This is a genomic window from Alphaproteobacteria bacterium (genome assembly GCA_016699735.1).
Lineage (GTDB): Bacteria > Pseudomonadota > Alphaproteobacteria > Micavibrionales > Micavibrionaceae > JAGNKE01.
In genome coordinates, this window is the sequence record CP065008.1 from 596,405 (window position 1) to 618,093 (window position 21,689).

The 21,689-nt window shown below is 53.3% G+C and carries 26 protein-coding genes; 14 read left to right on the forward strand and 12 right to left on the reverse strand.

The features are described from left to right. Positions 1 to 4: 4 nt before the first annotated feature. Complete coding sequence (locus IPN28_02890; protein QQS57787.1) at positions 5 to 499, reverse strand: hypothetical protein; 495 nt, start codon at positions 497 to 499, stop codon at positions 5 to 7. 142 nt (positions 500 to 641) lie between these two features. On the opposite strand from IPN28_02890, the gene IPN28_02895 reads away from it, so the two are divergent. The 4 genes from IPN28_02895 to IPN28_02910 all read left to right on the forward strand — a co-directional run bounded on the left by IPN28_02895 (position 642) and on the right by IPN28_02910 (position 3,478). Next, on the forward strand, positions 642 to 1,040 hold the full coding sequence (locus IPN28_02895; protein ID QQS57788.1) for a hypothetical protein: 399 nt from the start codon (positions 642 to 644) through the stop codon (positions 1,038 to 1,040). Positions 1,041 to 1,122: 82 nt separating this feature from the next. Continuing rightward, complete coding sequence (locus IPN28_02900; protein ID QQS57789.1) at positions 1,123 to 1,644, forward strand: hypothetical protein; 522 nt, start codon at positions 1,123 to 1,125, stop codon at positions 1,642 to 1,644. A 12-nt stretch (positions 1,645 to 1,656) separates the two neighbouring features. Then, positions 1,657 to 2,349, forward strand: a complete 693-nt coding sequence (locus tag IPN28_02905; GenBank protein QQS57790.1) for an SCO family protein — start codon at positions 1,657 to 1,659, stop codon at positions 2,347 to 2,349. A 328-nt stretch (positions 2,350 to 2,677) separates the two neighbouring features. Next, a complete protein-coding gene (locus IPN28_02910) occupies positions 2,678 to 3,478 on the forward strand; it encodes a dihydrodipicolinate reductase (protein QQS57791.1) in 801 nt (266 codons plus the stop codon). A gap of 64 nt (positions 3,479 to 3,542) precedes the next feature. On the opposite strand, the gene IPN28_02915 is transcribed toward IPN28_02910, so the two are convergent. The 3 genes from IPN28_02915 to IPN28_02925 are packed head-to-tail and all read right to left on the reverse strand — an operon-like array spanning position 3,543 to position 5,255. Continuing rightward, on the reverse strand, positions 3,543 to 3,656 hold the full coding sequence (locus tag IPN28_02915; GenBank protein ID QQS58516.1) for a hypothetical protein: 114 nt from the start codon (positions 3,654 to 3,656) through the stop codon (positions 3,543 to 3,545). Positions 3,657 to 3,695: 39 nt separating this feature from the next. After that, entirely contained in the window at positions 3,696 to 4,472 is a 777-nt protein-coding gene (locus IPN28_02920; protein ID QQS57792.1) for a hypothetical protein, read from the reverse strand. Positions 4,473 to 4,511: 39 nt separating this feature from the next. After that, positions 4,512 to 5,255 carry a PhoH family protein gene (locus IPN28_02925; GenBank protein ID QQS57793.1) on the reverse strand — a complete coding sequence of 248 codons (744 nt, stop codon included), beginning with the start codon at positions 5,253 to 5,255 and terminating at the stop codon, positions 4,512 to 4,514. A 351-nt stretch (positions 5,256 to 5,606) separates the two neighbouring features. On the opposite strand from IPN28_02925, the gene IPN28_02930 reads away from it, so the two are divergent. The 3 genes from IPN28_02930 (at position 5,607) to IPN28_02940 (ending at position 8,115) form a co-directional block, all read left to right on the forward strand. Next, complete coding sequence (locus IPN28_02930) at positions 5,607 to 6,047, forward strand: hypothetical protein (GenBank protein QQS57794.1); 441 nt, start codon at positions 5,607 to 5,609, stop codon at positions 6,045 to 6,047. A 99-nt stretch (positions 6,048 to 6,146) separates the two neighbouring features. Continuing rightward, positions 6,147 to 7,358, forward strand: a complete 1,212-nt coding sequence (locus IPN28_02935) for a threonine ammonia-lyase (GenBank protein QQS57795.1) — start codon at positions 6,147 to 6,149, stop codon at positions 7,356 to 7,358. 76 nt (positions 7,359 to 7,434) lie between these two features. Beyond that, a complete protein-coding gene (locus IPN28_02940) occupies positions 7,435 to 8,115 on the forward strand; it encodes a histidine phosphatase family protein (GenBank protein ID QQS57796.1) in 681 nt (226 codons plus the stop codon). Between the two features lie 32 nt (positions 8,116 to 8,147). Here the strand turns inward: IPN28_02940 and IPN28_02945 are convergent, their stop codons facing one another. Further along, positions 8,148 to 9,569 carry an ammonium transporter gene (locus tag IPN28_02945; protein QQS57797.1) on the reverse strand — a complete coding sequence of 474 codons (1,422 nt, stop codon included), beginning with the start codon at positions 9,567 to 9,569 and terminating at the stop codon, positions 8,148 to 8,150. A 179-nt stretch (positions 9,570 to 9,748) separates the two neighbouring features. Further along, the gene (locus IPN28_02950; GenBank protein ID QQS57798.1) at positions 9,749 to 10,828 is read right to left on the reverse strand and encodes a ribonucleotide-diphosphate reductase subunit beta; all 1,080 of its coding nucleotides are present in this window, start codon (positions 10,826 to 10,828) and stop codon (positions 9,749 to 9,751) included. Between the two features lie 246 nt (positions 10,829 to 11,074). On the opposite strand from IPN28_02950, the gene IPN28_02955 reads away from it, so the two are divergent. Continuing rightward, positions 11,075 to 11,470 carry a hypothetical protein gene (locus tag IPN28_02955; protein ID QQS57799.1) on the forward strand — a complete coding sequence of 132 codons (396 nt, stop codon included), beginning with the start codon at positions 11,075 to 11,077 and terminating at the stop codon, positions 11,468 to 11,470. 1 nt (position 11,471) lies between these two features. Here IPN28_02955 and IPN28_02960 read toward each other — a convergent pair whose 3' ends face one another. From IPN28_02960 to IPN28_02970, 3 genes are all read right to left on the reverse strand, one after another. Then, a complete protein-coding gene (locus IPN28_02960) occupies positions 11,472 to 11,897 on the reverse strand; it encodes an EamA family transporter (GenBank protein ID QQS57800.1) in 426 nt (141 codons plus the stop codon). 64 nt (positions 11,898 to 11,961) lie between these two features. Then, positions 11,962 to 12,555 carry a peptide-methionine (R)-S-oxide reductase MsrB gene (gene msrB / locus IPN28_02965; GenBank protein QQS57801.1) on the reverse strand — a complete coding sequence of 198 codons (594 nt, stop codon included), beginning with the start codon at positions 12,553 to 12,555 and terminating at the stop codon, positions 11,962 to 11,964. 188 nt (positions 12,556 to 12,743) lie between these two features. Continuing rightward, positions 12,744 to 14,591 carry a ribonucleoside-diphosphate reductase subunit alpha gene (locus IPN28_02970; protein ID QQS57802.1) on the reverse strand — a complete coding sequence of 616 codons (1,848 nt, stop codon included), beginning with the start codon at positions 14,589 to 14,591 and terminating at the stop codon, positions 12,744 to 12,746. 360 nt (positions 14,592 to 14,951) lie between these two features. Here IPN28_02970 and pyk point away from each other — a divergent pair, with 360 nt between their 5' ends. The 4 genes from pyk to IPN28_02990 all read left to right on the forward strand — a co-directional run bounded on the left by pyk (position 14,952) and on the right by IPN28_02990 (position 18,489). After that, positions 14,952 to 16,367 (forward strand): pyruvate kinase, encoded by a 1,416-nt coding sequence (pyk, locus tag IPN28_02975; GenBank protein ID QQS57803.1) that lies wholly within the window; start codon positions 14,952 to 14,954, stop codon positions 16,365 to 16,367. 106 nt (positions 16,368 to 16,473) lie between these two features. Beyond that, complete coding sequence (locus IPN28_02980; protein QQS57804.1) at positions 16,474 to 17,082, forward strand: hypothetical protein; 609 nt, start codon at positions 16,474 to 16,476, stop codon at positions 17,080 to 17,082. Positions 17,083 to 17,171: 89 nt separating this feature from the next. Next, entirely contained in the window at positions 17,172 to 17,819 is a 648-nt protein-coding gene (locus tag IPN28_02985; protein QQS57805.1) for a DedA family protein, read from the forward strand. 61 nt (positions 17,820 to 17,880) lie between these two features. Beyond that, positions 17,881 to 18,489: a hypothetical protein gene (locus tag IPN28_02990; GenBank protein ID QQS57806.1), complete on the forward strand. Its 609-nt coding sequence runs from the start codon at positions 17,881 to 17,883 to the stop codon at positions 18,487 to 18,489. Here IPN28_02990 and IPN28_02995 read toward each other — a convergent pair. Further along, positions 18,476 to 19,156, reverse strand: a complete 681-nt coding sequence (locus tag IPN28_02995; GenBank protein QQS57807.1) for an HAD-IA family hydrolase — start codon at positions 19,154 to 19,156, stop codon at positions 18,476 to 18,478. The two genes, IPN28_02990 and IPN28_02995, sit on opposite strands and share 14 nt — an antisense overlap. A gap of 51 nt (positions 19,157 to 19,207) precedes the next feature. On the opposite strand from IPN28_02995, the gene IPN28_03000 reads away from it, so the two are divergent. Beyond that, positions 19,208 to 19,537: a hypothetical protein gene (locus tag IPN28_03000; protein QQS57808.1), complete on the forward strand. Its 330-nt coding sequence runs from the start codon at positions 19,208 to 19,210 to the stop codon at positions 19,535 to 19,537. Between the two features lie 88 nt (positions 19,538 to 19,625). Here IPN28_03000 and IPN28_03005 read toward each other — a convergent pair whose 3' ends face one another. Both IPN28_03005 and fabG read right to left on the reverse strand, forming a co-directional pair. Beyond that, entirely contained in the window at positions 19,626 to 20,105 is a 480-nt protein-coding gene (locus IPN28_03005; protein QQS57809.1) for a GIY-YIG nuclease family protein, read from the reverse strand. Beyond that, positions 20,106 to 20,843, reverse strand: a complete 738-nt coding sequence (gene fabG / locus IPN28_03010) for a 3-oxoacyl-[acyl-carrier-protein] reductase (GenBank protein QQS57810.1) — start codon at positions 20,841 to 20,843, stop codon at positions 20,106 to 20,108. A 412-nt stretch (positions 20,844 to 21,255) separates the two neighbouring features. Between fabG and IPN28_03015 the strand changes: the two genes are divergently transcribed. Continuing rightward, the gene (locus tag IPN28_03015; protein ID QQS57811.1) at positions 21,256 to 21,687 is read left to right on the forward strand and encodes a hypothetical protein; all 432 of its coding nucleotides are present in this window, start codon (positions 21,256 to 21,258) and stop codon (positions 21,685 to 21,687) included. Positions 21,688 to 21,689: the final 2 nt, after the last annotated feature.

Sequence of the window (21,689 nt, forward strand, 5' to 3'; positions counted from 1 at the left end):
ACCCTCAATACCTATTGATCCATAAACAATCCCCGCCCGCCGTCAGCATCTGCCCAGGCACGCAGGGGAAAGACCCGCCCGTCCGTGTCTGTAAACTCAACGCGGACGCCAGCAGAATCATGCTCAGCGCCCCGGCGGTAAACACCAGAAGATGCACGCGGTATTCCTGCAGGGCGTCGTAAACAAACACGAGCGCATTAAAAATTCGGTCCCCCGCCAGAACAAGAATGGCCACGACATAAAACCCGTGAGTAACAAACAGGTCTTGAGTGGCTCGAAAGAAGGGCCAGACAAGGCCGCTCCAAAGACCATGCGCCAGAAACCCGAACGGATCGGGCGAACTGTAAGACGCCACACGGTACCCCGTAACCAGAAAATACATACTGAGCATCCCGCACAAAAACACCCCGCACGCGACCGCCGAGATCAACGCGACCTGCGAGGCGGCAATTTTAGGGATTTTCTCCTCGGCGGCGGTCTCCTCCATGTCCATCATCATGCTCTCCCTGCGTAAAAAGACGGTTCTTCATTAAGGCATTTTAGTGCCGGAAAACGGTCAAAACTCCGTGAAAATTCTGCAAAATCCTTGTAAAAAAGCACTCTGGAAAATCCCCGCAAAACCGTGTAAGAGATAGGGCAAGATGAAAGCAATTCCGGCAAAAGCCCTGCACCTTTTTTTCATCCTGACCTTCGTGCTGGCCGGGATATCCCCCGCCTGTAAATTCATCTCCGGCGAAAAATCCTTCATGGAGGTCTGCTTCTCCGATGGCAGCCTGAAGCGTGTCGAGGTTCCGGCGGAATACAACGCCCTTCTCGCCAAGGCCGGACAGACGCAGCAAAAGCAGCAGGACGGCCACCACAAAAACGCAGATTGCGCCTTCTGCTTCGCGCAATCCTCGCTCTCGAAAAACACCGCCTCTTCGTCCGTCATCCTGATGAATCCGCCGGGGGAAACTCTCGCGCTCGGCGCAGGCACCTTTGTTCTCCGGGGAACGCAACCTTCCCCCTTCCAGTCCCGCGGCCCGCCCGCATTGTCCTGATATCCGATCAAACGTAATCGTGCTGCACGGACCTGAAAAAATCCGCGCAGCTCAGGACAATATTCAATACGGGACAAATAAAATGGCAGACGCCGCAGATATAGCTGACTTAGGGCACCCAAAACCAACATTAAGTCAGGCATTCAACAAGCTCAACCACTTTCGCCACACGATCATGGATTTCAGTATGCTCTTCGTGGCTATCGGTGCGGTGGTCGCGGGGGCGGGGCCGCTGGTCGGCATCCTCGATCCGATCACGCCCTTCATCAAGATGCATTTTCAGGGCTGGCTGATGGCCCCGGATGTGCTCTCAAATTTCGTCCCGGACGCCATGAGCAACCTCAGCAACGGCACATGGCTCTCGGGCATCGACGCCGCGCCGATGCATGAAATGCACGGCATGGTCTCCTCGGCGGGGGCGGCGGACACGCTCGGCCACGCCGCGCATATGGGCATGGAGGCGCAAGGCGCGCAGTTCGCCGACTGGGTCAACGGAATGTCGCCCGAACAGCTCTCGGAAATCAGCGCCGAGGCGAAGGATGTTTATGGGATGTCCCTCAGCGAGTACCACCGCTCCAACTTCCTCAACCACGCCGGACCGTAAGGAGCATAAATCATGAAAAGACAGGATCTCTTCGCCCTCAGCCTCGCCGCCGCCATGAGCTTCCCGGCGTCAGAGGACGCCAGCGCGCAAAGCGGATGGAAAATCTGGGAGGAAAAGCCGCCCGTCGTAAATTCTCTGGTTCTGCCGGGCAGCGAAAAGGTCGGCGGCTCCCTCAGCGCGTTGACCCGTAACGGCCAGCCGGTAGGCAATGCCCTCAACGGAAAATATCTGCTGGTCTATTTCGGCACCCCTTACCGCCTGCCCAACTGCTCCGCCGACCTTGGTGTGATCACGGAGGGGATCAAAATGCTCGAACAGCGTTACGGGCGGGAGGTCGCCTCCCGCGTGACCCCGGTCTTCATCTATCCCCCGCACGACTCGGCCAGACAGCCGCCAGCAAGCAACCTGAGCGGTTACATCAACGCGCCGGGTTCGCGTTATGTGGGCCTGACCGGAACGCACGCGCAGGTGATGGAGGTCGCCCGCCAGTACCGCGCCCGTTATATGGACGGTGACGGGGCGCAGGGCGGCACGTTCGGCAACCACACGCGTTTTACCTATCTGATGGCGCCGGACGGCAAAAATCTGGCGATTTTCCCCGGCGACACGCCCTATATCTTCATCGCCGACCAACTGGCGCTGAACCTGACCCGCGACGGCATCATCCGCCCGCAGGCGGGAGTCACGCCGGGAGCGGACCGTTAAACCCTGTTGTCATCCCCGCGAACAAGAAATTAGATCAAAAAAATAGGAGCTTTCACGTAGTAAGCCACAGATGAAGTTCAATTTTAACAAGATATTATTTGCTTTTCTTGTATTGGCTGCAATAGACTGCCCATAACCTGCCTTGTTAGAACTAATTATGGAGAAGATGATGAAAAGAAATATTCTCAGTATCGGTTCAAAACATAAAGTTTTGTCTCGTTGCCCGTTTTTTGTAGCCCTTTAGAGACACTTTTTCCTCAGCACAAAGACGAAAGATATGGAAGACATACGCAAGTATGTCTAAAAACTTTTTCATAAGGAGATAAAAATGGATATCGGCTTGATGGGCTTCGGAAAAACAGGACGCGCTGTTGCCTCTATTCTGCTGGAAAGCAAGGAAACAACCCTGCAATGGGTAATAAGAAATTCAAAAAATCTTGAACACAGATCTGTCCCGGAGTTTCTCGGCGTAGAATCTTGCGAACCAGGCTTTATTTATTCAAGAGACGAGTTTTCTGCCGAAGAACTGATTGATAATAATCCAGTAGAAGCAATTATTGATTTTTCCTCCGAATCCGGAATTGAATATTACGGAGAAGAGGCAAGAAAGCGCAGAATTGCAATCATTACAGCGATCTCATCCTACAACCCTGAAAAAATGGAGTATCTAAAAGAGATATCCAAAGATACGCAGGTGGTTTGCTCACCAAACATTACAATAGGCATAAATTTTTTGATTATCGCGGCCAAGATTCTTAAAAACATCGCACCCTACACAGATATAGAAATTATAGAGGAACACTTCAAAGACAAGCCGGAAATTTCGGGCACGGCGAAACGAATTGCCGATAGCCTTGAGTTACCGGAAGATTCCATAAAAACGGTCAGGGCAGGCGGGATTATCGGCGTCCATGAAATTCTTTTCGGATTCCCGCATCAGACAGTCCGCCTGAAACATGAATCAATTTCGAGGGAGGCTTTCGGGAATGGCATTCTGTTCATTGCCAGACACATTCGGGATAAAAAAAATGGTTTCTACACGATGGAGGATTTGCTCTTGCCCTATTTCAAGATCAACACGCCGGCAGAAGAACTATCGAGCAAGCCGTGGTGGAAAGTCTGGAATTAAGAGTATAGAAAAAAAATCCAGCTCACGACTTACACAAAAAGCAAAACCCTAAAAATATATTACCCTACAAAACCTCCAGCATCTCAGCCACCAGCGGGTGCCGCACGATATCCCCGTGTGAAAGCGTGCACACGGCCACGTTCGAAAGCGCCTCCAGCCGCCGGGAAATCTCCCGCAGGCCGGAAACACGCCGGGGGCGGAGCGTTAAACCCTGTTGTCATCCCCGCGCAGGGGGGGAGCCAGACTTTTGCTGATTGTACCTCCGGCGCAGCGCATAAAAGCCTAGGGCGAATACTTCGCCGATCCAGATAAGCGGAACGATAAGGAAAAGAAGATAGGAAAAATATAACGGAGACTCTCCATAGAGCCCAAGAAGGTTTATAAAAGTAACAAGCCAGATAATGACAGGCAAAAACCAAAAAAATCTTACGCTATAATCCTGATCCAGATATCTTTTTTTGAAAGTCACAGCTGAACGAAATAAAACGGCAAGACAGACCGATAACACGGCTATATCCAGAAAAAAAAGGCTCCATTTAACCATATACGCATAAAAAATTCTGCTTTGCCAAAAATTCGAAGCATCTTGGAGGGACCGAAAACCACTATCAGGCGCAACGACTTCATACTCTTCTCCAACGCCCCCATAATGATCAATTTCAACAACTCTGGGCGTAACAGAAAGTTTACTATGTGTATTATTACCTTGTGGCGATAAAGATTCAAAAAATCCCTCGGACTTTAGATGGCTGTGTACGCCTGCAAGTTCGTCTGAATTTAAGGAAACAATCTGAACGGGCGCTACTACGCAGTATGCGGCCCATGATAAAATAACCTTAAAACCCCCTTTGCAAAGCTCTTGCTGACACTCCAAAAAAATTCTTTCTGAAGGGGAGGACTCGCATTTCGCTAGCGCTCTGCCTGCCAGCATTAAGACCAGCAGGAAAAGAATCACAAAAACACGGCCATGCGCGACACTTACGTTCATCGCCACAATATAGCAGAAAACTGGCCGATCAGATGAACGGCAGGATCAAAGAACCTCCAGCATCTCCGCCACCAGCGGGTGCCGCACGATATCCCCGTGTGAAAGCGTGCACACGGCCACGTTCGGAAGCGCCTCCAGCCGCCGGGAAATCTCACGCAGCCCCGAAATCCCCTCCAGCAAATCCGACTGGTCCGGGTCGCCCGTCACCACCATCGTTGAATGCCAGCCGAGCCGCGACAGGATCATCTTGAGCTGGGCATAGGTGCAGTTCTGCGCCTCGTCGATCACCACGAAGGAGTTATTGAGCGTCCGCCCGCGCATATACCCGATGGGCGCGATCTCGATTGTCCCGTCCTCGATACAGGACCGCACACGCTTGCCGCCCATCCGGTCACCCAGCGCATCGTAAAGCGGGCGCAGATAGGGCGCCATCTTCTCATGCATATCGCCGGGCAGGAAGCCGATGGATTCCCCGGCCTCCATGGCGGGGCGTGAGAGGACGATCCGCTCGATCTTCCCCTGTTCCAGCGCCTCGACCGCGGCGGCAATCGCAAGATACGTCTTGCCTGTCCCCGCCGGACCGATAGCCAGCGTCAGACTGTAACTCTTGATCGCCTTGAGCAGCGCCTCCTGCCCCTCCGACCGAGGCTTGATGTTTTTGACATATTTCTTGTCGCGCCGCCCGTCGATCTCCTCATCGAGCGGGTGCCAGCCGTGATTGTCCTGAACGGCGGGCGCCGAATTGAGCATATGGATATTGCGGTGGGCTTTGCGGGACTTTTTAGACATGGGACGAAGGCTCCTTTTCCGTGGATGGGGGTTAAGAGAAGAAGGGTGTCTAGTCTGGTTTAAGGGGGTGTTTGTAAGGCAGACAGAAAGAAACGCAGTGCATGAAAATCACTCGTGAACAAAAGGACAGAGATGGAGTAAGGTTAAAGAAATCGGGTCAATCGGAGCGGATTGAGGGGGGGAATAAGCCGAAACTACGCGTTGACCAGCCATTTCAAGAGAGAGAATATCAAAATTGCCCGACCTAGCCAAATAAATACGGGCTGCCTGCCATTCTTATACCATTTTGCAAATATCAGAGAAAAGAGTTATGATAAAACCTGTTTCTAGGATGATAACGGAACAATCGGAATGACAAGAAAATTTCTGCTTTTGGGATTTATGACCTTAGGTTTTGGCGGGGTATTCTCCTTCGGTCACGCCTATGCCGTAAACTACACGGCTCTCCCCGGAGAATCATTAAAATCAGAAAAGTCGAGGGTGAAAGACTCCAAGAATACTCAGAAACAAGGCGCATATGAGGATAAGTGCAGCGAAAAAGACATAAAGAATATTAGGAAGTACGATAAAAAGTTTAAAAACTTTGTTGAGGATCAGGATGACCTTATAAAGGGTGCGGGTATAGAAACACTGGACTCCGATGCATCTAAAAGATCGGACCTTGAACAACTATTCGAATCTTTTACCGAATACCTGACCTCTGAGGAACACGAGGCGGTTGTAGCAAGCTACAAGGAGTGTAAGCTCGAAATGCCGATACTTCCTGATCAGAGGCCATTCTGGTTGCCTTGATAAAATTTGTAACCGTTCAAACCCGCGCTCTATCAAAACCATTGCCATAAACTCTAAACCTCTGTACGTTACCCCTTTGTTTTTCAAGGGGTAAAATCCATGGCCGTGACATTCGAAGATGTCGTGAAAGCCCGCGAGGCGATCAGAAGCTCGACCATCCTGACGCCGACCGTCAAGGCCGTGCGCCTGTCCCTGCACATGGGCATTAACCTCTACCTCAAACTCGAAAATCTGCAGCATACCTGCGCCTTCAAGGCGCGCGGCGCTCTCAACAAGCTGCTCACCCTGACCGATGAGCAGAAACAGCGCGGCGTCATTGCCTGTTCCGCCGGAAATCACGCGCAGGGCGTCGCCTATCACGCCACCCGCCTGGATATCCCATCGATTATCGTGATGCCTAACCTCACCCCCTTTAACAAGATCAAAAAAACCGAGGATTTTGGCGCTAAAGTCATGCTCTACGGTAACAGCTTTGATGAATCCGTGGGCGAGACCATGCGCTTGGCACAGGAAAAGGGCATGACCTTCATCCATCCCTTCGACGACGAAGCCGTTGTGGCCGGACAGGGAACGCTGGGTCTGGAGATGCTTGAACAACGCCCGGATCTGGACGTAGTTGTGGTCCCCATCGGCGGCGGCGGTCTGATCGCGGGCGTCGCAACGGCGGTTAAGGGTCTGAAGCCTGAAATCGAGGTGATCGGCGCACAATGCGAAGCCTATGACGCCGTGAAAGCCCGCCGCGAGGGTCGCAATTTTCAGGGGGGCGGCGCCACGCTGGCTGAAGGCATCGCGGTTCGGGAACCTTCAGAAAACAATATAAAAATCATCGACAAGCTGGTCTCCCGGATCGAATCCGCCTCCGAATACGAGATCGAAGCGGCCATATTCGATCTGCTCAGCGACGAAAAACTGGTCGCCGAAGGCGCGGCGGGCGCAGGTCTGGCCGTCATCCAGAAAAACATAGAGCATTTCCGCGGTAAGAAAGTGGGCCTCGTTCTTTGCGGTGGGAATATCGACTCCCGCCTGCTCTCGACTCTGATCCTGCGCGGCCTCGTCCGCGACGGCCGCATCACAAGACTGCGCTTCGAGATTGACGATACGCCCGGCCAGCTCTCCGATATCTCCCGCATCATCGGCGAGGCGAGGGCCAACGTGATCGAGGTCATCCACCAGCGCATGATGCAGGCGATTTCCCTCAAACGGGCAGAACTCGACGTGGTGATCGAGGCCCGCGACGCCCAGCACGTCGAGGAAATCGTGAAAACCCTTGAATCCAAGGGTTTTAAGGTTGACGCCACCCGCGACGTATAACCGCATCCCGCATCCGTTTTCCCGCAAAAACCTTTCTAATCTTCTTTCGCACTTGCAGCATTTCCGTATATAGTGAATGAATAAAGTCCACGATGAGGAAAACGGCTTGGACACAGCCCCCAGCATAGTCGGCGTGGCCGAAGACGCCTTTAAGGGAGCGCAGCCCGGTCTGGGTTCGCAAAAACGCCTGATCCTCATGCGCCACGGCAACCCCGACAGCCGTGAGGAACTGGGCAATCAGGTCGCTCATAGTCTTGCGGAGCTTTTTGCGGCCTACCCTGACCAGAAGTTCGATGCCGTTCTTTATTCACCTGTAAAACGGACAGTCATGACCGCAGCAGCGGTTTATAACCAGCATGTCAATAAAGCGTCAGTTGCTACTCCAGGCTTCGCCTTTCCGTTTGAGAAACAGCCATGGCTGAAGGATACAGCCGGAGCGGAACTGGGGTATGAAGGATTGCTGGACAAAGTCAGGAAACTCGACGACTCTTGGAACACAGTCCTTTTGGTCACGCACTCCACGGTTGCACCTCTGCTCGCCAAGGTTTTAAAAGCCCCGGCAACGGATAAAGAATTGGTCTTTACCATGTCGGACTATGCCTCCGTGCTGGTTCTGGACATACAATCAGACCGCTGGGCGGATGCCGGCTTGACGCCGGCACGGATCAGCAAGGTGATTTCGCAAACCCAGACGCTGGACGCCGCCCAACTCACAACAGCCACCGACAATTTTATGCAGAGCCTGCGGACGCCCTGAAAAAACCAGCGGTAGATATCTAAATGACTTATTTAGGCCGCTTTCGCCCGTTCTTTCTCCGCCGGAAGAAACACAGGAATGTCCTTGCTGTGTTTTTGCGCGTAAACCTCGCGGTCATACTCGACGGCGGTCTCCCCGTGGAGCGCAAGGTCGAGTCCGTGATATTCCACGCGGGCATCGACACGCAGCCCCATCGTCGCCTTGATGATCGCCAGCAGCACGAAGGTCGCGGCGCCAGAATAGGCGCAGACCACGACAATCGACAGCGCCTGCGCGATCAACTGCGTTTCGCCGCCGTAAAGCGTTCCGGCAACACCGCCGATCTGAGGGTTCGCGAGAAATCCGGTCAGCAGAGCCCCGGCGATACCGCCGACACCGTGCAGGCCGAAAACATCCAGCGAATCGTCGTACTTGAACCAGGTTTTGAGGTAGGCCACGGAGACATAGCACACTGCCGCAGAAGCGATACCAATCACCAGAGATCCGGCGAAATCAACGAACCCGGCGGCGGGCGTAATCGCTACCAGTCCGGCGACAAGCCCCGACAGGGTGCCCTGAACACTGGCCTTTCCCTTATGCATCAGTTCGATAATCATCCACACCGTCGCGGCCATGCCGGCGGCTGTATTCGTCACCAGCATCGCGTAGCCCGCTGAACCTCCGGCCGTCAGAGCCGACCCAGCGTTGAACCCGAACCAGCCCACCCACAGAAGTCCCGCGCCGATAACGCTCAGGATCAGGTTGTTGGAGGTGGAGGGGTCTTTATCCGCCTTCAGGCTGCGCCCGAGAATGATTGCGGCCACAAGTCCGGCCACCCCGGAAGCGATATGAACGACAAGTCCTCCCGCAAAGTCGATCGCCTTGCCCATGCCGAGCAGGCCGGTATAGTCGCTCATGCCCACCCCGCCGATGAAACCGCCCGGCCCCCAGACCCAATGCGCGATCGGGGCGTAGACGAAAAGAACCCAGAGCGGCGTGAAGACCATAAGTGAAGTGAACTTGATCCGGTCGGCAACCGCACCGACCAGCAGCGCGGTGGTTATGATCGCAAACGTCATCTGGAACATGATGAAGACGGTCTCGGGAATCGTCCCGCTGGCCGAGGAGGGGGTAACCCCGTTGAGCATGGCCTTATCCAGTCCGCCGATAAAACTGTTCCCCTCGCCAAAGGCGAGCGTATAGCCGATCACAGGCCAAAGGACGCTGACAATCGCGCAGATCGCCAAGGATTGCATGAGCGTTGCCAGCACGTTATCGCGCTTGACCAGCCCGCCGTAAAACAGCGCCAGCCCAGGCACGGTCATCATCAGCACAAGGAGAGAGGAGACCAGCATCCACGCCGTATCCCCGCTGTTGAAGGCAGGAGGCGGGGTCGCAGAAAGCTCCTCGGCGAAGGCTGTCCCTGCTGTCAAAAGGCCACACAAAACCGTTAGAAAAAATGCTTTTCTATTCATCGAAGACTCCCTGTTCTGTTCAATCGCTGCGATTTTCGCACCGCAGCATTATTTTCTTTATAACTAGGTTTACGAATATGAAAACGCAAGCATTTTTTGCATCGCAACAAAATAAATCCAAAAAAAATCCGCCAGCATAAACCTAATGCTGGCGGAAAAAAATACAGGATCGACGAAAATTAAGCCGCCTCGCTCTCGTCGCTACCCTTCGGCGCGGCCACCACCCCGCCGATTTTCTTGCCATAATTTCCGGCGAAGACCTCCTCGGAGAATGCCGCCTCCCACGACCCCTGCGTTGAGGCCTTGGCGTACTCGGTTGCGCGGTTTTCGAAGAAATTGACGTGTTCCGCGCCGTTCAGCATCTCATCCATCCACGGCAGGGGGTTTTTGTCGATGCCGTAGATCGGCTCAAGATTAAGCTGCTGCAGCCGGCGGTCGCCGATATAGCGGATATAATCCTTGACCTCCTGCCCGTTCAGGCCTTCGACGCCACCCATTTCAAAAGCAAGGTCAATAAAGGCGTCCTCGAATCCGATAATCCGGCGACAGGAGTCAGTAATCTCCTGTTTCAGCTTCGAATCCCAGATATCCGGATTCTCCTGAATGAAGGCATTGAACAGCCGGATCATGGAAATGCAGTGCAGGGTTTCATCCCGCACCGACCACGTAATGATCTGGCCCATCCCCTTCATCTTGTTAAAGCGCGGGAAGTTCATCAGGATGGCAAACGAGGCAAAGAGCTGCAGCCCTTCGGTAAACGCGCTGAACAGCGCCATCGTCTTGGCGATATCGCGCCGCGAATCCATGCAGGCCGTCTGCATATAATCGTACTTGTCCTTCATCTCCTTGTAACGCATGAAGGCCTGATACTCGATCTCCGGCATCCCGATCGTATCCAGCAGGTGGGAGTAGGCGGCGATATGGATCGTTTCGATATTCGCGAAGGCGCCGAGCATCATCTGCACCTCGACCGGTCCGAACACCCGCGAGTAATGCTTCATGTAGCAGTTATTCACCTCCACGTCCGCCTGTGTAAAAAACCGGAAAATCTGCGTCAGCAGGTTGCGCTCGGAGGGGGTGAGCTTTTTCTTCCAGTCACGCACGTCCTCGGCCAGCGGCACCTCCTCGGGCAGCCAGTGAATCCGCTGCTGCGTCAGCCACGCCTCATAACACCACGGATAAAGGAAGGGCTTATAGACATGCCGTTCCACCAGCAGGGGGGATTTGGCATTTTCAAGATCGTTGGCGGGCTTGGCCATGGGATGGTACTCCTTGGGAAAGAATCGGTTTAGTGTAGTGTAGTGTAGAGCGATCCCCGCCCGTGCCGAGTCTTTTTATAACACGACCTTGAGGAAAACGGGGATAGTTCGTGAACACTTAAGAAAATCTACATTTAGTAGACACAAGAAAAAATGACACAACATATTGTAGTTTACAAGATGAATTCTCAATATTTTTCACAAAACTTTTTTCTGAATTTTTGCAAGGCCTTAACGGCCGCCTTCGTGTCGATGACGCTTCTGATGCTTTGCAGCGTCCCCGCCCGTGCTGGAGAATCGGGCGTTAGGCACTTCACCGTCTTCCTCAATAACATCCCCCACACGACCAGCGGCACGGTGCGCCCCTGTACACCCTTCAGGGCGCGCTTCGAACACCCGGATGCCGCCGTCACCCGCGTCAGGATGCGCTACCCCCACAACCACAACCTCTTTATGTTTTTTCCCATGAATGAGGAGGTGAATATAAGCCTGCACGAGGATTACATGGAAAAGGGGGAATGGAGCCTGAGCGATTTTATCGCGGAGGATGAATCCGCAAGGGCTTACGGCCAGATGACCCTGACCTTCCAGCCGCTCGACCCGCTGAACAAGGGCGTATGCGAATCCTTTCCCGATTCCTGAATCACTTATTCACAACAAGGAACACGGCAACAAACGAAAGGACCAGCCCGAGAATTTGGGTCATCTTCAGCGTTTCATGAAAATAGAAAACGCCAAGAATAACGGCCAGAACGGCGGGCAGAAAACGGGCGATCGGCGTGGCCAGAGACATCGGCGCCCCCGCCTTGAACATATAAAAAATGCCTAAGTGCGCGAGCATGATGCACACCCCGACCAGCATATAAAGCACCGGTCCCTTGCCGAAATTGATGTTCTTGACCAGCCCGTCCTGCGCCAGAGGCAACAGGCATAAAGACAAAAGGAAAGCCGTAGCGGTCGTGATCACCAGCGCGATGATGGGATCGATCGTATCCTTCGCCAGTTGTGAAAAAAAATGAATCCCCGTGGCAGAGAAAACGACGAGCGCAGTGAAAAATGACCAATGCATGAACCAACCCCACAAGGTAAAAGGAAAGTCCAGCTATAACGGAATTGAAGGGCGTACCGAATAACTATTTTTTCGTCTCTTTAGGTTTTTCGCCCGTGCCATGCCCTTCAAACAGTTTCAAAAACTCCCCGTACCCTTCCTTCTCAAGATCGGCCAGCGGAATGAAGCGCAGCGCCGCCGAGTTGATGCAATACCGCATCCCGCCCTTATCCTTCGGCCCATCGTCGAACACATGGCCCAGGTGAGAGTCCGCCCCCGTGGAACGGACCTCCGTGCGCGGCACCCAGAGTTTCGTATCGGTATGTTCCTTCACAGTCTCCTGCTGGATCGGTTTGGTGAAGCTCGGCCAGCCCGTGCCGGAATCGAATTTATCGAGCGAGGAAAACAGCGGCTCCCCTGAAACCACATCGACATAAATCCCCGGCTCCTTGTTATCCCAGTACTCATTGTCGAACGCGGGTTCCGTGCCGTCATGCTGGGTGACATATTTTTGCATCTTGTTGAGATGATCTTTCTTCATGGCCTCTGTCCCTTCCTGTGTCGGCGCTGTCTGATCCTCCGCCTGCACGCCGGAGGTTGCGTTTAAAACAATCCCGCCCGCAACCAGCAGGGCGCACACGATAATAAGCGATAAAGCCGGAAAACCCTGTTTGTCCATGGTCTTGCCTTTTCCTAGGTTCAAAAGTTTAACATAAGCCTATTCGCTGGCCGGCAACGGGGCGTTACAACCCCCGAAAAGAAAAGAGGCCCGCAAGGGAGCCTCTTTTCATTACACAGATGAAGACCGAACGCAGTAAAAAAGCTGTAAGTCTTACGCAGTCTATACAGGGTACGCAGTGAAACCTCTTACTGGCACGCCAGACACTCGTCATACTTGCCGGATTCGTTAAAGCTGCCCTGTTTGGCTTCCGCAGCAGCAGCTTCCGCTGCAGGCGCTTCGGCTTGCGAACGCTTCCACGATGCGTCGCTCTCGGCGCGCTGGATGGATTTGGAGCGGCAGTAATAAAGCGACTTCACGCCCTTCTGCCACGCTTCCCAGTGGATGCGGTGCAGATCCGATTTATCAACGGTGGCAGGCAGGAAGATATTGAGCGATTGCGCCTGACAGACGAACGGGGTGCGGTCCGCCGCGTGCTCGATCAGCCAGCGCTGGTCGATCTCGAACGCGGTCTTGAAGACGTCTTTCTCCTCGGGCGTCAGGAAATCGAGATGCTGCACGGAACCTTCGTTGGTGAAGATCGAAGACCAGATATCTTCGCTATTCTGTCCACGCTCCTCCAGAAGATTTTCAAGGTACTTGTTCCGCACGGCGAACGATCCCGACAGCGTCTTGTGCGTATACGCATTCGCCGCGTTAGGCTCGATGCCAGGACTGGTCCCGCCGCAGATGATCGAAATGGATGCGGTCGGCGCAATCGCCATCTTGTTGGAGAAACGCTCCATGATCCCGTAATCGGCGGCATCGGGGCACGGTCCGCGCTCATGAGCCAGCTTGACGGACGCATCGTCCGCCTGCCGCTTGACGTGCTGGAAGATTCTCCGGTTCCACACCTTCGCCATGACACCCTCCATCGGGATCATCTTGGACTGCAGGAACGAATGGAACCCCATGACGCCAAGCCCGACGGACCGTTCGCGCATGGCAGAGTATTTCGCACGCTTCATGCTATCAGGCGCCTTCTGGATGAAATCGCTCAGCACGTTATCGAGAAATCGCATGATATCCTCAATGAAGGTCGGATGACCCTGCCACTCTTCGAACTTCTCAAGATTAAGCGAAGATAGGCAGCACACGGCCGTCCGGTCGTTGCCCAGATGGTCGCGGCCCGTAGGCAGCGTGATCTCGGAACACAAATTCGACATCTTGACGTTCAGGCCAGCCATCTTGTGGTGGTCGGGAATGGCGTCATTCACATGATCGACAAAAATAAAGTAAGGCTCACCCGTCTCGATCCGTGCGGTCAGCAAGCGAATCCAGAGATCGCGGGCGCTCACGCGGTCCACGACGTGGCCGTCTTTCGGCGATTTCAGCGCCCACTCTTCATCGTTGCGGACAGCCTCCATGAAGCGGTTGGGAATCAGGACGCCCTGATGCAAATTCAGCGCCTTGCGGTTCGGATCGCCCCCGGTCGGGCGGCGGATTTCGATGAACTCCTCAATCTCGGGGTGCCAGACGGGCAGATAGATCGCCGCAGAACCGCGACGCAAAGAACCTTGCGAAATGGCAAGCGTCAGCGAGTCCATGACGCGGATGAACGGAACGATCCCTGAGGTCTTGCCGTTGCGCCCGACCTTCTCGCCGATCGAACGCACATTCCCCCAGTAGGAACCGATGCCCCCGCCCAGCGAAGCCAGCCAGACATTCTCGTTCCAGAGCGAAACAATATCTTCAAGAGAGTCATTCGTTTCGTTCAAAAAACAGGAAATAGGCAGACCGCGGTTGGTTCCGCCGTTCGAAAGAACGGGCGTCGCCGGCATGAACCACAGGTTCGAGATATAATCGTAAAGGCGCTGCGCGTGGGCACTGTCATCGCCGTAATACATCGCCACGCGGGCGAACAGATCTTGATACTGCTCTTCAGGCAGTAGGTAACGGTCGGTAAGCGTGGCTTTTCCGAAGGAGGTGAGATAAGAGTCGCGGTTCCGGTCGATGCGGACGCGATTTCCCCTCTCCATTTGCGCGATGTCAAACATGAGTAGTGCCCTAACTCTTTATTGGTGTTTAGTAATGAACTAGAATTGGGTTGAAGCGAAACTATGAAAAACCACTAGACCTAGCGGTTAATCTCAGGTGAAAATACTATATCCGGTATTGGGAACCAAATTGAATTTATTCCTACCCAACTCCGATTAAATCAAAAACCGTCTGTTTTATCTTCTTAAAACAGACATATCCCGTTTTTTATCCCCCGGTGAAAAAATCGAAAATTGAAAGAATATTACGCAAAAATGTGCTCCCCCTGTACCCTCATTAAACGAGTCTTAGAGGCTTTCAGTTAGAGTAAAAAGCAGGGAAGATATTGGAATATCATACAAAAAATCAGAGAATCGCCCATGAAGAAAAATCGGCAGACGAAAATCATCGCCACATTGGGTCCGGCGACCGCAAGTCCGGAAATGATCGAGGCCTTGCTGGAGGCCGGAGTCGATGTCTTCCGCATGAATTTCTCGCACGGCACCCACGAGGGCCATCGGCAGGTTCTGGACCGGATTCGGGCCGCCGAAGCCAGAAGAGGCCGACCTGTAGGCGTGATTGCGGACCTGCAGGGGCCGAAACTCAGGATCGGCACATTCAAAAACGGCAAGATTTTTCTTACCAAGGGCCAGAGCCTTCGATTCGACCTCGATCCGGCCCCCGGCGATGAAACCCGCGTCTGCCTGCCGCACCCCGAAGTAATTCAAATCATTGAAGTTGGCGGAAAAATTCTTCTCGATGATGGCAAGGTACGGGTACGCATCGTGGAGAAAGGCGAGGGATGGCTGCGCGGGGAGATCAAAACCGGAGCGGAACTCAGTGATAAGAAAGGCTTTAACGTGCCCGGCATCGTCTTGCCCATCCCGGCCCTGACAGATAAGGACCGCAAGGATATGGAAGCAGCGCTGGAGATGGGTGTGGACTGGGTCGCCCAGAGCTTCGTGCAGAAGCCCGAGGATGCGAAGGAGGCGAGGGAGCTGATCGCCGGCCGCGCCGCCCTCATGATCAAGCTCGAAAAGCCCTCGGCCCTGGCCCGTTTGACGGAGCTTCTGGAGTATGCTGACGGCGTGATGATTGCCCGCGGCGATCTCGGTGTCGAAATCCCGCCCGAGGACGTCCCCCCCGCGCAAAAGCGGATCATCCGGCAGGTCCGCGAGACCGGTAAGCCCGTAGTCGTCGCCACCCAGATGCTCGAATCGATGATCCTGAACGCACGGCCCACCCGCGCCGAAGCCTCTGATGTCGCCACGGCGGTCTATGACGGCGCCGATGCGGTGATGCTGTCCGCCGAAACCGCTACGGGCGAATACCCCGTGCAGGCCGTGGAGATGATGGATCGCATCGCCCGCAAGGTGGAGGAGGACGAAAACTACCAGCTCATGATGGAGGCCGAGCGCCCCGACGCCATCAACAGCAGCGCCGATGCGATCTCGACCGCCGCCTATTATGTCGCGCAGGATGTCGATGCCGTCCTGATCGTGAACTACACCATGTCCGGTTCGACCTCTTTACGGACAGCGCGTCAAAGGCCTGAGGTGCCCATTCTTTGCCTGACGCCCAACCTGAATGTCGCCCGCCGCCTCAAGCTCTCTTACGGTGTCTTTCCGGTCCACGAGGACGAAAATCTGGACGATTTCACCGGCCCGGCCCGCCACGCTGCCGAAATCGCCATGAAATACGGCTTCGTAGAAAAAGGCCAGCGTTTCGTGATGACAGCCGGCGTCCCCTTCGGCAAACCGGGGACAACAAATATACTGAGAATAGCGAAGGCGTAAGGATAAAATTTGTGTCTAAAATGTGTCTAAAATGTGTTAATATCAGAAGCAGAAACATTGTGTATTAGAGACAGGCTTAGTAATGATTAGTTATAGGAATCTCAGGTTGTGGGCACTTTTCGCCATCATATTTTCTCTCTCATTCCCAAATGCCCAGGCGCACGGGAAAAGAAGCAGTCAACCGCCCGTTCAGTACACAAAGCTATACACGGTAGAGGAAGCCTATGCGTTTTTTAATCACGAACGCACACCCTTTGATCCTAAAAAATCGAAATTGACGCAATACGAGGTAGCCTATCTTGAACATTACTTTGAGTTGACGGACAGGGCTATGGAGCTACGCACAAATATGATGCAATATTACTTTGCAGGCACTCAGGCCCACAAAAAACAACTGGCCGCGTACATAACGGAAATAGAGAAAGTGATCGATGGTTTCGCCTTTGTCCGTGCGCCCACGAAGGATTTGAAGGACATTGAGAACCTGACAGCCCTGGCGATCGGAGAACAGAGGGACTTTTTCAGGGCTTGGTCAAGCGCAAATGGTCGGGATTTCCTTAAGCTGAGAAAAACCTACAATCAGCACGAACTCGTCCAGTCTTCGCACCTTAAACTGCAAAGCGCATATACTCAGTTAATGCTAATATTCCCACACGAAGACGATTATAACCAAAAGGCCTTCTATAACCATCTTTGTGCTCTGGACTTCATATAATTTAACCTCGGCTTTCTTATTCAGTTTGCCTTTTAAGCACGGCATGGGCTAGAGTGCAGCGTGTTTAGACGGAAATAAGGCAAAACCAGATGCTCGGGCCGGATTTAATCCCCTTTGTCAAATCAATCGGATATCTGGGGATTTTGATCTCTATTATTCTGGAAAACGGGGTCATCCTGTTCTTCTTCATGCCCAGCGACAGCCTCCTGTTTGTCACGGGTTTCCTCGCTTCGCAGGGCTATCTTGATCTTTGGCTCGTCATTCTGATCTGCTTTGTTGGCTCGATCATCGGCTATTGCGTCGGCTACTGGCTGGGCGAAAAGGCGGCTCCGGCCATCCGGGCGGGCAAGGCCGGCAAGCACATGGACGAGGAAATGCTCGACCAGGCCAAGGAATTTTACAACAAATACGGTAGCTGGGCTTTGGTCATTGCCCGCTTCTTCCCGATCCGCGGCTTCGTCAGTCTTCTGGCCGGCGCCTCCGAAATGTCCTACCGCACCTTTATGGTTTATAATGTTATCGGCGGCGCCATCTGGTCCGTCAGCCTGACCCTGCTCGGCTACTACTGCGGCGAATTTCTCGCACCCGAAGATCTGGATAAATTCTTTATTGTCATCTTTATCGGTTTCCTGCTGACCCTCGGAGGGATGCTGACCTTCCTGCACATCCGCAAGGCGAAAATCGACAAGGCCAAAAAGGCCGCCGCCGCCGTCGCCCCCCGCAGCAGCGCGGAATAGCCTAAGAGGCTTGAAACGGGGCTGATATACTGGGTCGGTCAATCGGGCAGGGATGCTGTGCATGAATGATTTCGTTCTTTGGGTTGTCGGACAGTTTGTGGCGCTGGTCGTTCTGGCGGCCATGCTTCCGTTCATGACAAAAGAGATGCAACAACCAGTCTCCACGCCGACTTACTGTATTCAATCCCACCCGGATTACGATAAGCAAAAATGCGAAACTGAAGACCCGCTGCACAGATGGCGGCGCCTGCAGGAAGAGCGGATAATCAGGCAATCAGAATGGCGGGATAAAGGCTGCAAATGCTCAGAAATTCCCGAAAATGAACGGGATAAAAACGATCCGTTTTCCTACTCTGAACGAGAGGAGTGTGAACAAGCGTGCGGTTTAAGACCCTATCCTGAGTATCAATTTGAAAATGCTCAAACAGACTCAGAATGTGACCCTGCAAGCCCAGATTACAACGAAGAAAACTGCGAACCCGAAGACCCGCTGCGCGAGTGGCGCCGTTTGCAGGAAGATATTGCGAACAAAAATCAATATGCTTTTGACTCTGACTGTTTAAGCGAATGCTTAAAGCCTCTGGGTTCAGAGAGTGATCCATTGGTTCGCTGGCGTAAGTTGCAGTGCAATCGAGTTTGTAAAAACACAAGCAAGCCTAAGCCGGATTGATCCTTGCAATCGCTTCCGCCACCTCTCCAAAAACCCACGCCGCCCCGGCTTTCTTGAGCGCCGCCGCCTGTTCCTCCGGCGCGTGATGCGTGCCTGTAAAGCCCCAGACCGTCGCCCCCGCCGCCACGCCCGCCGTCACACCCACGATGGAATCCTCAAGGATCAGCGTCTCCGCCGCAACCCCGCCGAGCCGCTCCATCGCCAGCAGGTAAAGGTCCGGCGCGGGCTTGGCCGCCGCCATCAGCCCCGTGAAAATCTCCTCGTCTTTGAAATAGCGCCGCAATCCCGTCATCTCCAGCGCCATCAGCACGTTGTTGCGCTCCCCGTTTGAAACCACGCCGCAGCAAAAACGTGAAACCGCAGCCCGCACCAGTTCCTCCGCCCCGGTGATTTTTTTCATATGCGTGGGCGCCAGCCTGCGAACGGCGGAGAGATACCCCTTGGCGGCATCGGGCGGAAACACATAACCCGTGTCACGGTTGATATTCTCGAGAATCTGGCTGAACCGCAGCCCTGTGAAATGCGCGACGGCATAATCCAGCGTATATTGCGCCAGCCCGAACCCCTGCAACACCTCGACCATCGCCATATTGTTGAGCAACTCGCTGTCCACCAGCGTCCCGTCGCAATCGAAAAGCAGGAGTTTTATGGGAAAAATTTCTGTCATCCTGTACAGTGTGGTATTATAAAGACCGCTTAAATACAACAGAAAGCCGCCATGTCGGAAAATACAGGCGACATTGCAAATCTGCGCTTTGTGCCGGGCGATCTCTACCGCGGCTTCTGCCATCAGGCGGACAATAACCGAACGGCTTTGGTGGGAGAAACCGGAACCGCAATATTAGGGCCGCTAGGCTTTGCGATGCTGAACCACGCCGTCGATTGGGGACAGCAATGGGCCGCAGACGATAAAACCGGCGCGGCCATTTTAACGCTCACCGCTATGGCCTTCGTAACCGCACCGATTGCCGCCCTGAACCAGATGCGTCAGGCCGGACAGGAAGTCAGGATCGAAAGAAACGAAGAGTTGGTCAAAACCTTCGATTAAGAGTCTGCAAATCAAATGATTGCCATGTTGTTGAGCAGTTCGCTGTCCACCAGCGTCCCGTCGCAATCGAAAAGGAGGAGGGAATAGTTCATCTATTCCAAACAGGCTTTAGAAGTCTAATAAGATTATTTTCAAGTTCACGACGAACATACTTATCGAAATCTGTTTGATAAAACCATAAAGATAGCTGTTGTTCCTGAAGAAACGCTAAATAGATAAGATTATTTATCCGGCAATTTGTCTCTTGGCCTCCAACAAAACAATTTCGGGGTGATATACCACCATAACCATTAGAGCTAAATCTTTTTGCAAGATTTTCGCATTCCCCAACATACAAAACGGTTTGGTTCACTTTTATTAAATATATTCCTGAAGTTTTGGCTTTTTTAGCAATTTGAAACCTGCAGAAAGGTCCAGTTCCGTACTTGTTCAGCGGTGTAGATTTGTAATTCTTATATCTTGATTGCGGAAACTCACCAATTATTACTCCGGCATGGTCCTTAATCGGGTCAATTTGACCGACAAGCTGAAAATCAAAATCCAAATATTTATTTGTTTGAATTGCCATCTAAATCATCGCCATGCCGCCATTAATGTGCAAAGTCTGCCCGGTCACGTAAGAAGCTTCTGCGCTGGCCAGAAACGCCGCCGCCGCCGCGATATCCTCGGACGAACCCATGCGCCCCATCGGGATGTTCGCGTTGATCTTCCCCTTCTGCTCCTCGGTCAGCACATCGGTCATCGGCGTGGCGATGAACCCCGGCGCGATGCAGTTCACCGTGATGTTCCGGCTGGCAATCTCGGCGGCCATCGCCTTGGTCCAGCCGATCATCCCCGCCTTGGAGGCCACATAATTGCATTGACCCGGATTGCCCGTGACCCCGACCACGGAAGAGATATTGATAATCCGCCCCCAGCGCCGCTTCATCATCCCCCGCTGCACGGCCTGCGCCAGCCGGAACGGCGCGGTCAGATTCACATCCAGCACGTTCTGCCAGTCCTCGCGGCTCATCCGCATCGAAAGCCCGTCCTTCGTCAGTCCGGCATTATTCACAAGAATATCGATCTGCCCCATGGCCTCCTCGGCGCGTTTGACCAGATCGCCGATAGCTTCATCATTGGAGAGATCGGCAGGCAGAACATGGACCCGCTCGCCCAGAATCTGGGCTAGGTCCGCCAGCTTGTCCCCGTTGCGCCCGGACAGCCCGACCTCGGCCCCCTGCGCGTGCAAAGCCCGCGCAATCGCCGCTCCGATTCCCCCTGTGGCTCCGGTCACAAGTGCTTTTTTTCCATTTAAATCAAACATATAGAAATCTTTCTCATAAGGGCGTATTTCACCTTATGTCTAAAGCCTCCAAATAATCTTGTAAAGGCCGTTGGATTGGAGCAATATGGTGCCGCCACGAAAAAAGAATGGAAAACGATAACTGCGAATGGGTTGAAGGCGCCTGAGGCGCAAAGAAGTGGATAGATTTATCGCTTTACCTCTGCCCGTTCCAAAGCTACATTTTAGTTAAAATGTGTTATAGAATTAAGCATTTGGAGAAAAAATACGGGTAAACTGTAGATCATGATCTCCGCAGCAGAAGTAAAGCAGACCTTCTTTTTGGCGTCCTTGCGCGATCCAAGTTTGCATCGGCGCCCGACGATTGCTATAGATGTAAGGGCATTGTTACAGGTGTTAAGTCCGTTGGCCAAGTTTATAATTCAGGACGAAGATGATGACAACTAGGGCAAGCACAGAAGAGCATATACTTCAGGCTCGTCAGTTGCTGGAGTTCCTAAGAGGAACGGTCGTAGAAGCTTTTTCGGGGGAGTACTTTCCTGAAATGGCGGATGTCAGAAATTCAATGATTAATGCTCTAAATGGAATGCAGGAGAAATGCGTTCCGAGCGGCGATGAAAAAATACATATTGATGCCGATGACATACACGTCTTTGTATCTAATCGGCAGACGATATTGGATGCCGCAGATAAACTTCAGCGTGAATATGGCAAGGAAGGCCTGGCTGCGGGCTTGCGAAATGTGGTAAGGAGCATAGAAGCCCTGCAGTCGAACCTCTGGCAGCCTCTGCCTCATGATCCTTCACACGATCTAGATTTGGACGAAAGACCTGAATTCCAGCCGCACACAGCCGCCTCCCTCTGATC

Coding starts and splice junctions, on each gene's coding strand:
- IPN28_02890 (QQS57787.1), bottom strand. CDS start 499: ATGATGATGGACATGGAGGAGACCGCCGCCGAGGAGAAAATCCCTAAA.
- IPN28_02895 (QQS57788.1), top strand. CDS start 642: ATGAAAGCAATTCCGGCAAAAGCCCTGCACCTTTTTTTCATCCTGACC.
- IPN28_02900 (QQS57789.1), top strand. CDS start 1,123: ATGGCAGACGCCGCAGATATAGCTGACTTAGGGCACCCAAAACCAACA.
- IPN28_02905 (QQS57790.1), top strand. CDS start 1,657: ATGAAAAGACAGGATCTCTTCGCCCTCAGCCTCGCCGCCGCCATGAGC.
- IPN28_02910 (QQS57791.1), top strand. CDS start 2,678: ATGGATATCGGCTTGATGGGCTTCGGAAAAACAGGACGCGCTGTTGCC.
- IPN28_02925 (QQS57793.1), bottom strand. CDS start 5,255: ATGTCTAAAAAGTCCCGCAAAGCCCACCGCAATATCCATATGCTCAAT.
- IPN28_02930 (QQS57794.1), top strand. CDS start 5,607: ATGACAAGAAAATTTCTGCTTTTGGGATTTATGACCTTAGGTTTTGGC.
- IPN28_02935 (QQS57795.1), top strand. CDS start 6,147: ATGGCCGTGACATTCGAAGATGTCGTGAAAGCCCGCGAGGCGATCAGA.
- IPN28_02940 (QQS57796.1), top strand. CDS start 7,435: ATGAATAAAGTCCACGATGAGGAAAACGGCTTGGACACAGCCCCCAGC.
- IPN28_02945 (QQS57797.1), bottom strand. CDS start 9,569: ATGAATAGAAAAGCATTTTTTCTAACGGTTTTGTGTGGCCTTTTGACA.
- IPN28_02950 (QQS57798.1), bottom strand. CDS start 10,828: ATGGCCAAGCCCGCCAACGATCTTGAAAATGCCAAATCCCCCCTGCTG.
- IPN28_02960 (QQS57800.1), bottom strand. CDS start 11,897: ATGCATTGGTCATTTTTCACTGCGCTCGTCGTTTTCTCTGCCACGGGG.
- msrB (QQS57801.1), bottom strand. CDS start 12,555: ATGGACAAACAGGGTTTTCCGGCTTTATCGCTTATTATCGTGTGCGCC.
- IPN28_02970 (QQS57802.1), bottom strand. CDS start 14,591: ATGTTTGACATCGCGCAAATGGAGAGGGGAAATCGCGTCCGCATCGAC.
- pyk (QQS57803.1), top strand. CDS start 14,952: ATGAAGAAAAATCGGCAGACGAAAATCATCGCCACATTGGGTCCGGCG.
- IPN28_02985 (QQS57805.1), top strand. CDS start 17,172: ATGCTCGGGCCGGATTTAATCCCCTTTGTCAAATCAATCGGATATCTG.
- IPN28_02990 (QQS57806.1), top strand. CDS start 17,881: ATGAATGATTTCGTTCTTTGGGTTGTCGGACAGTTTGTGGCGCTGGTC.
- IPN28_02995 (QQS57807.1), bottom strand. CDS start 19,156: ATGACAGAAATTTTTCCCATAAAACTCCTGCTTTTCGATTGCGACGGG.
- IPN28_03000 (QQS57808.1), top strand. CDS start 19,208: ATGTCGGAAAATACAGGCGACATTGCAAATCTGCGCTTTGTGCCGGGC.
- IPN28_03005 (QQS57809.1), bottom strand. CDS start 20,105: ATGGCAATTCAAACAAATAAATATTTGGATTTTGATTTTCAGCTTGTC.
- fabG (QQS57810.1), bottom strand. CDS start 20,843: ATGTTTGATTTAAATGGAAAAAAAGCACTTGTGACCGGAGCCACAGGG.
- IPN28_03015 (QQS57811.1), top strand. CDS start 21,256: ATGATGACAACTAGGGCAAGCACAGAAGAGCATATACTTCAGGCTCGT.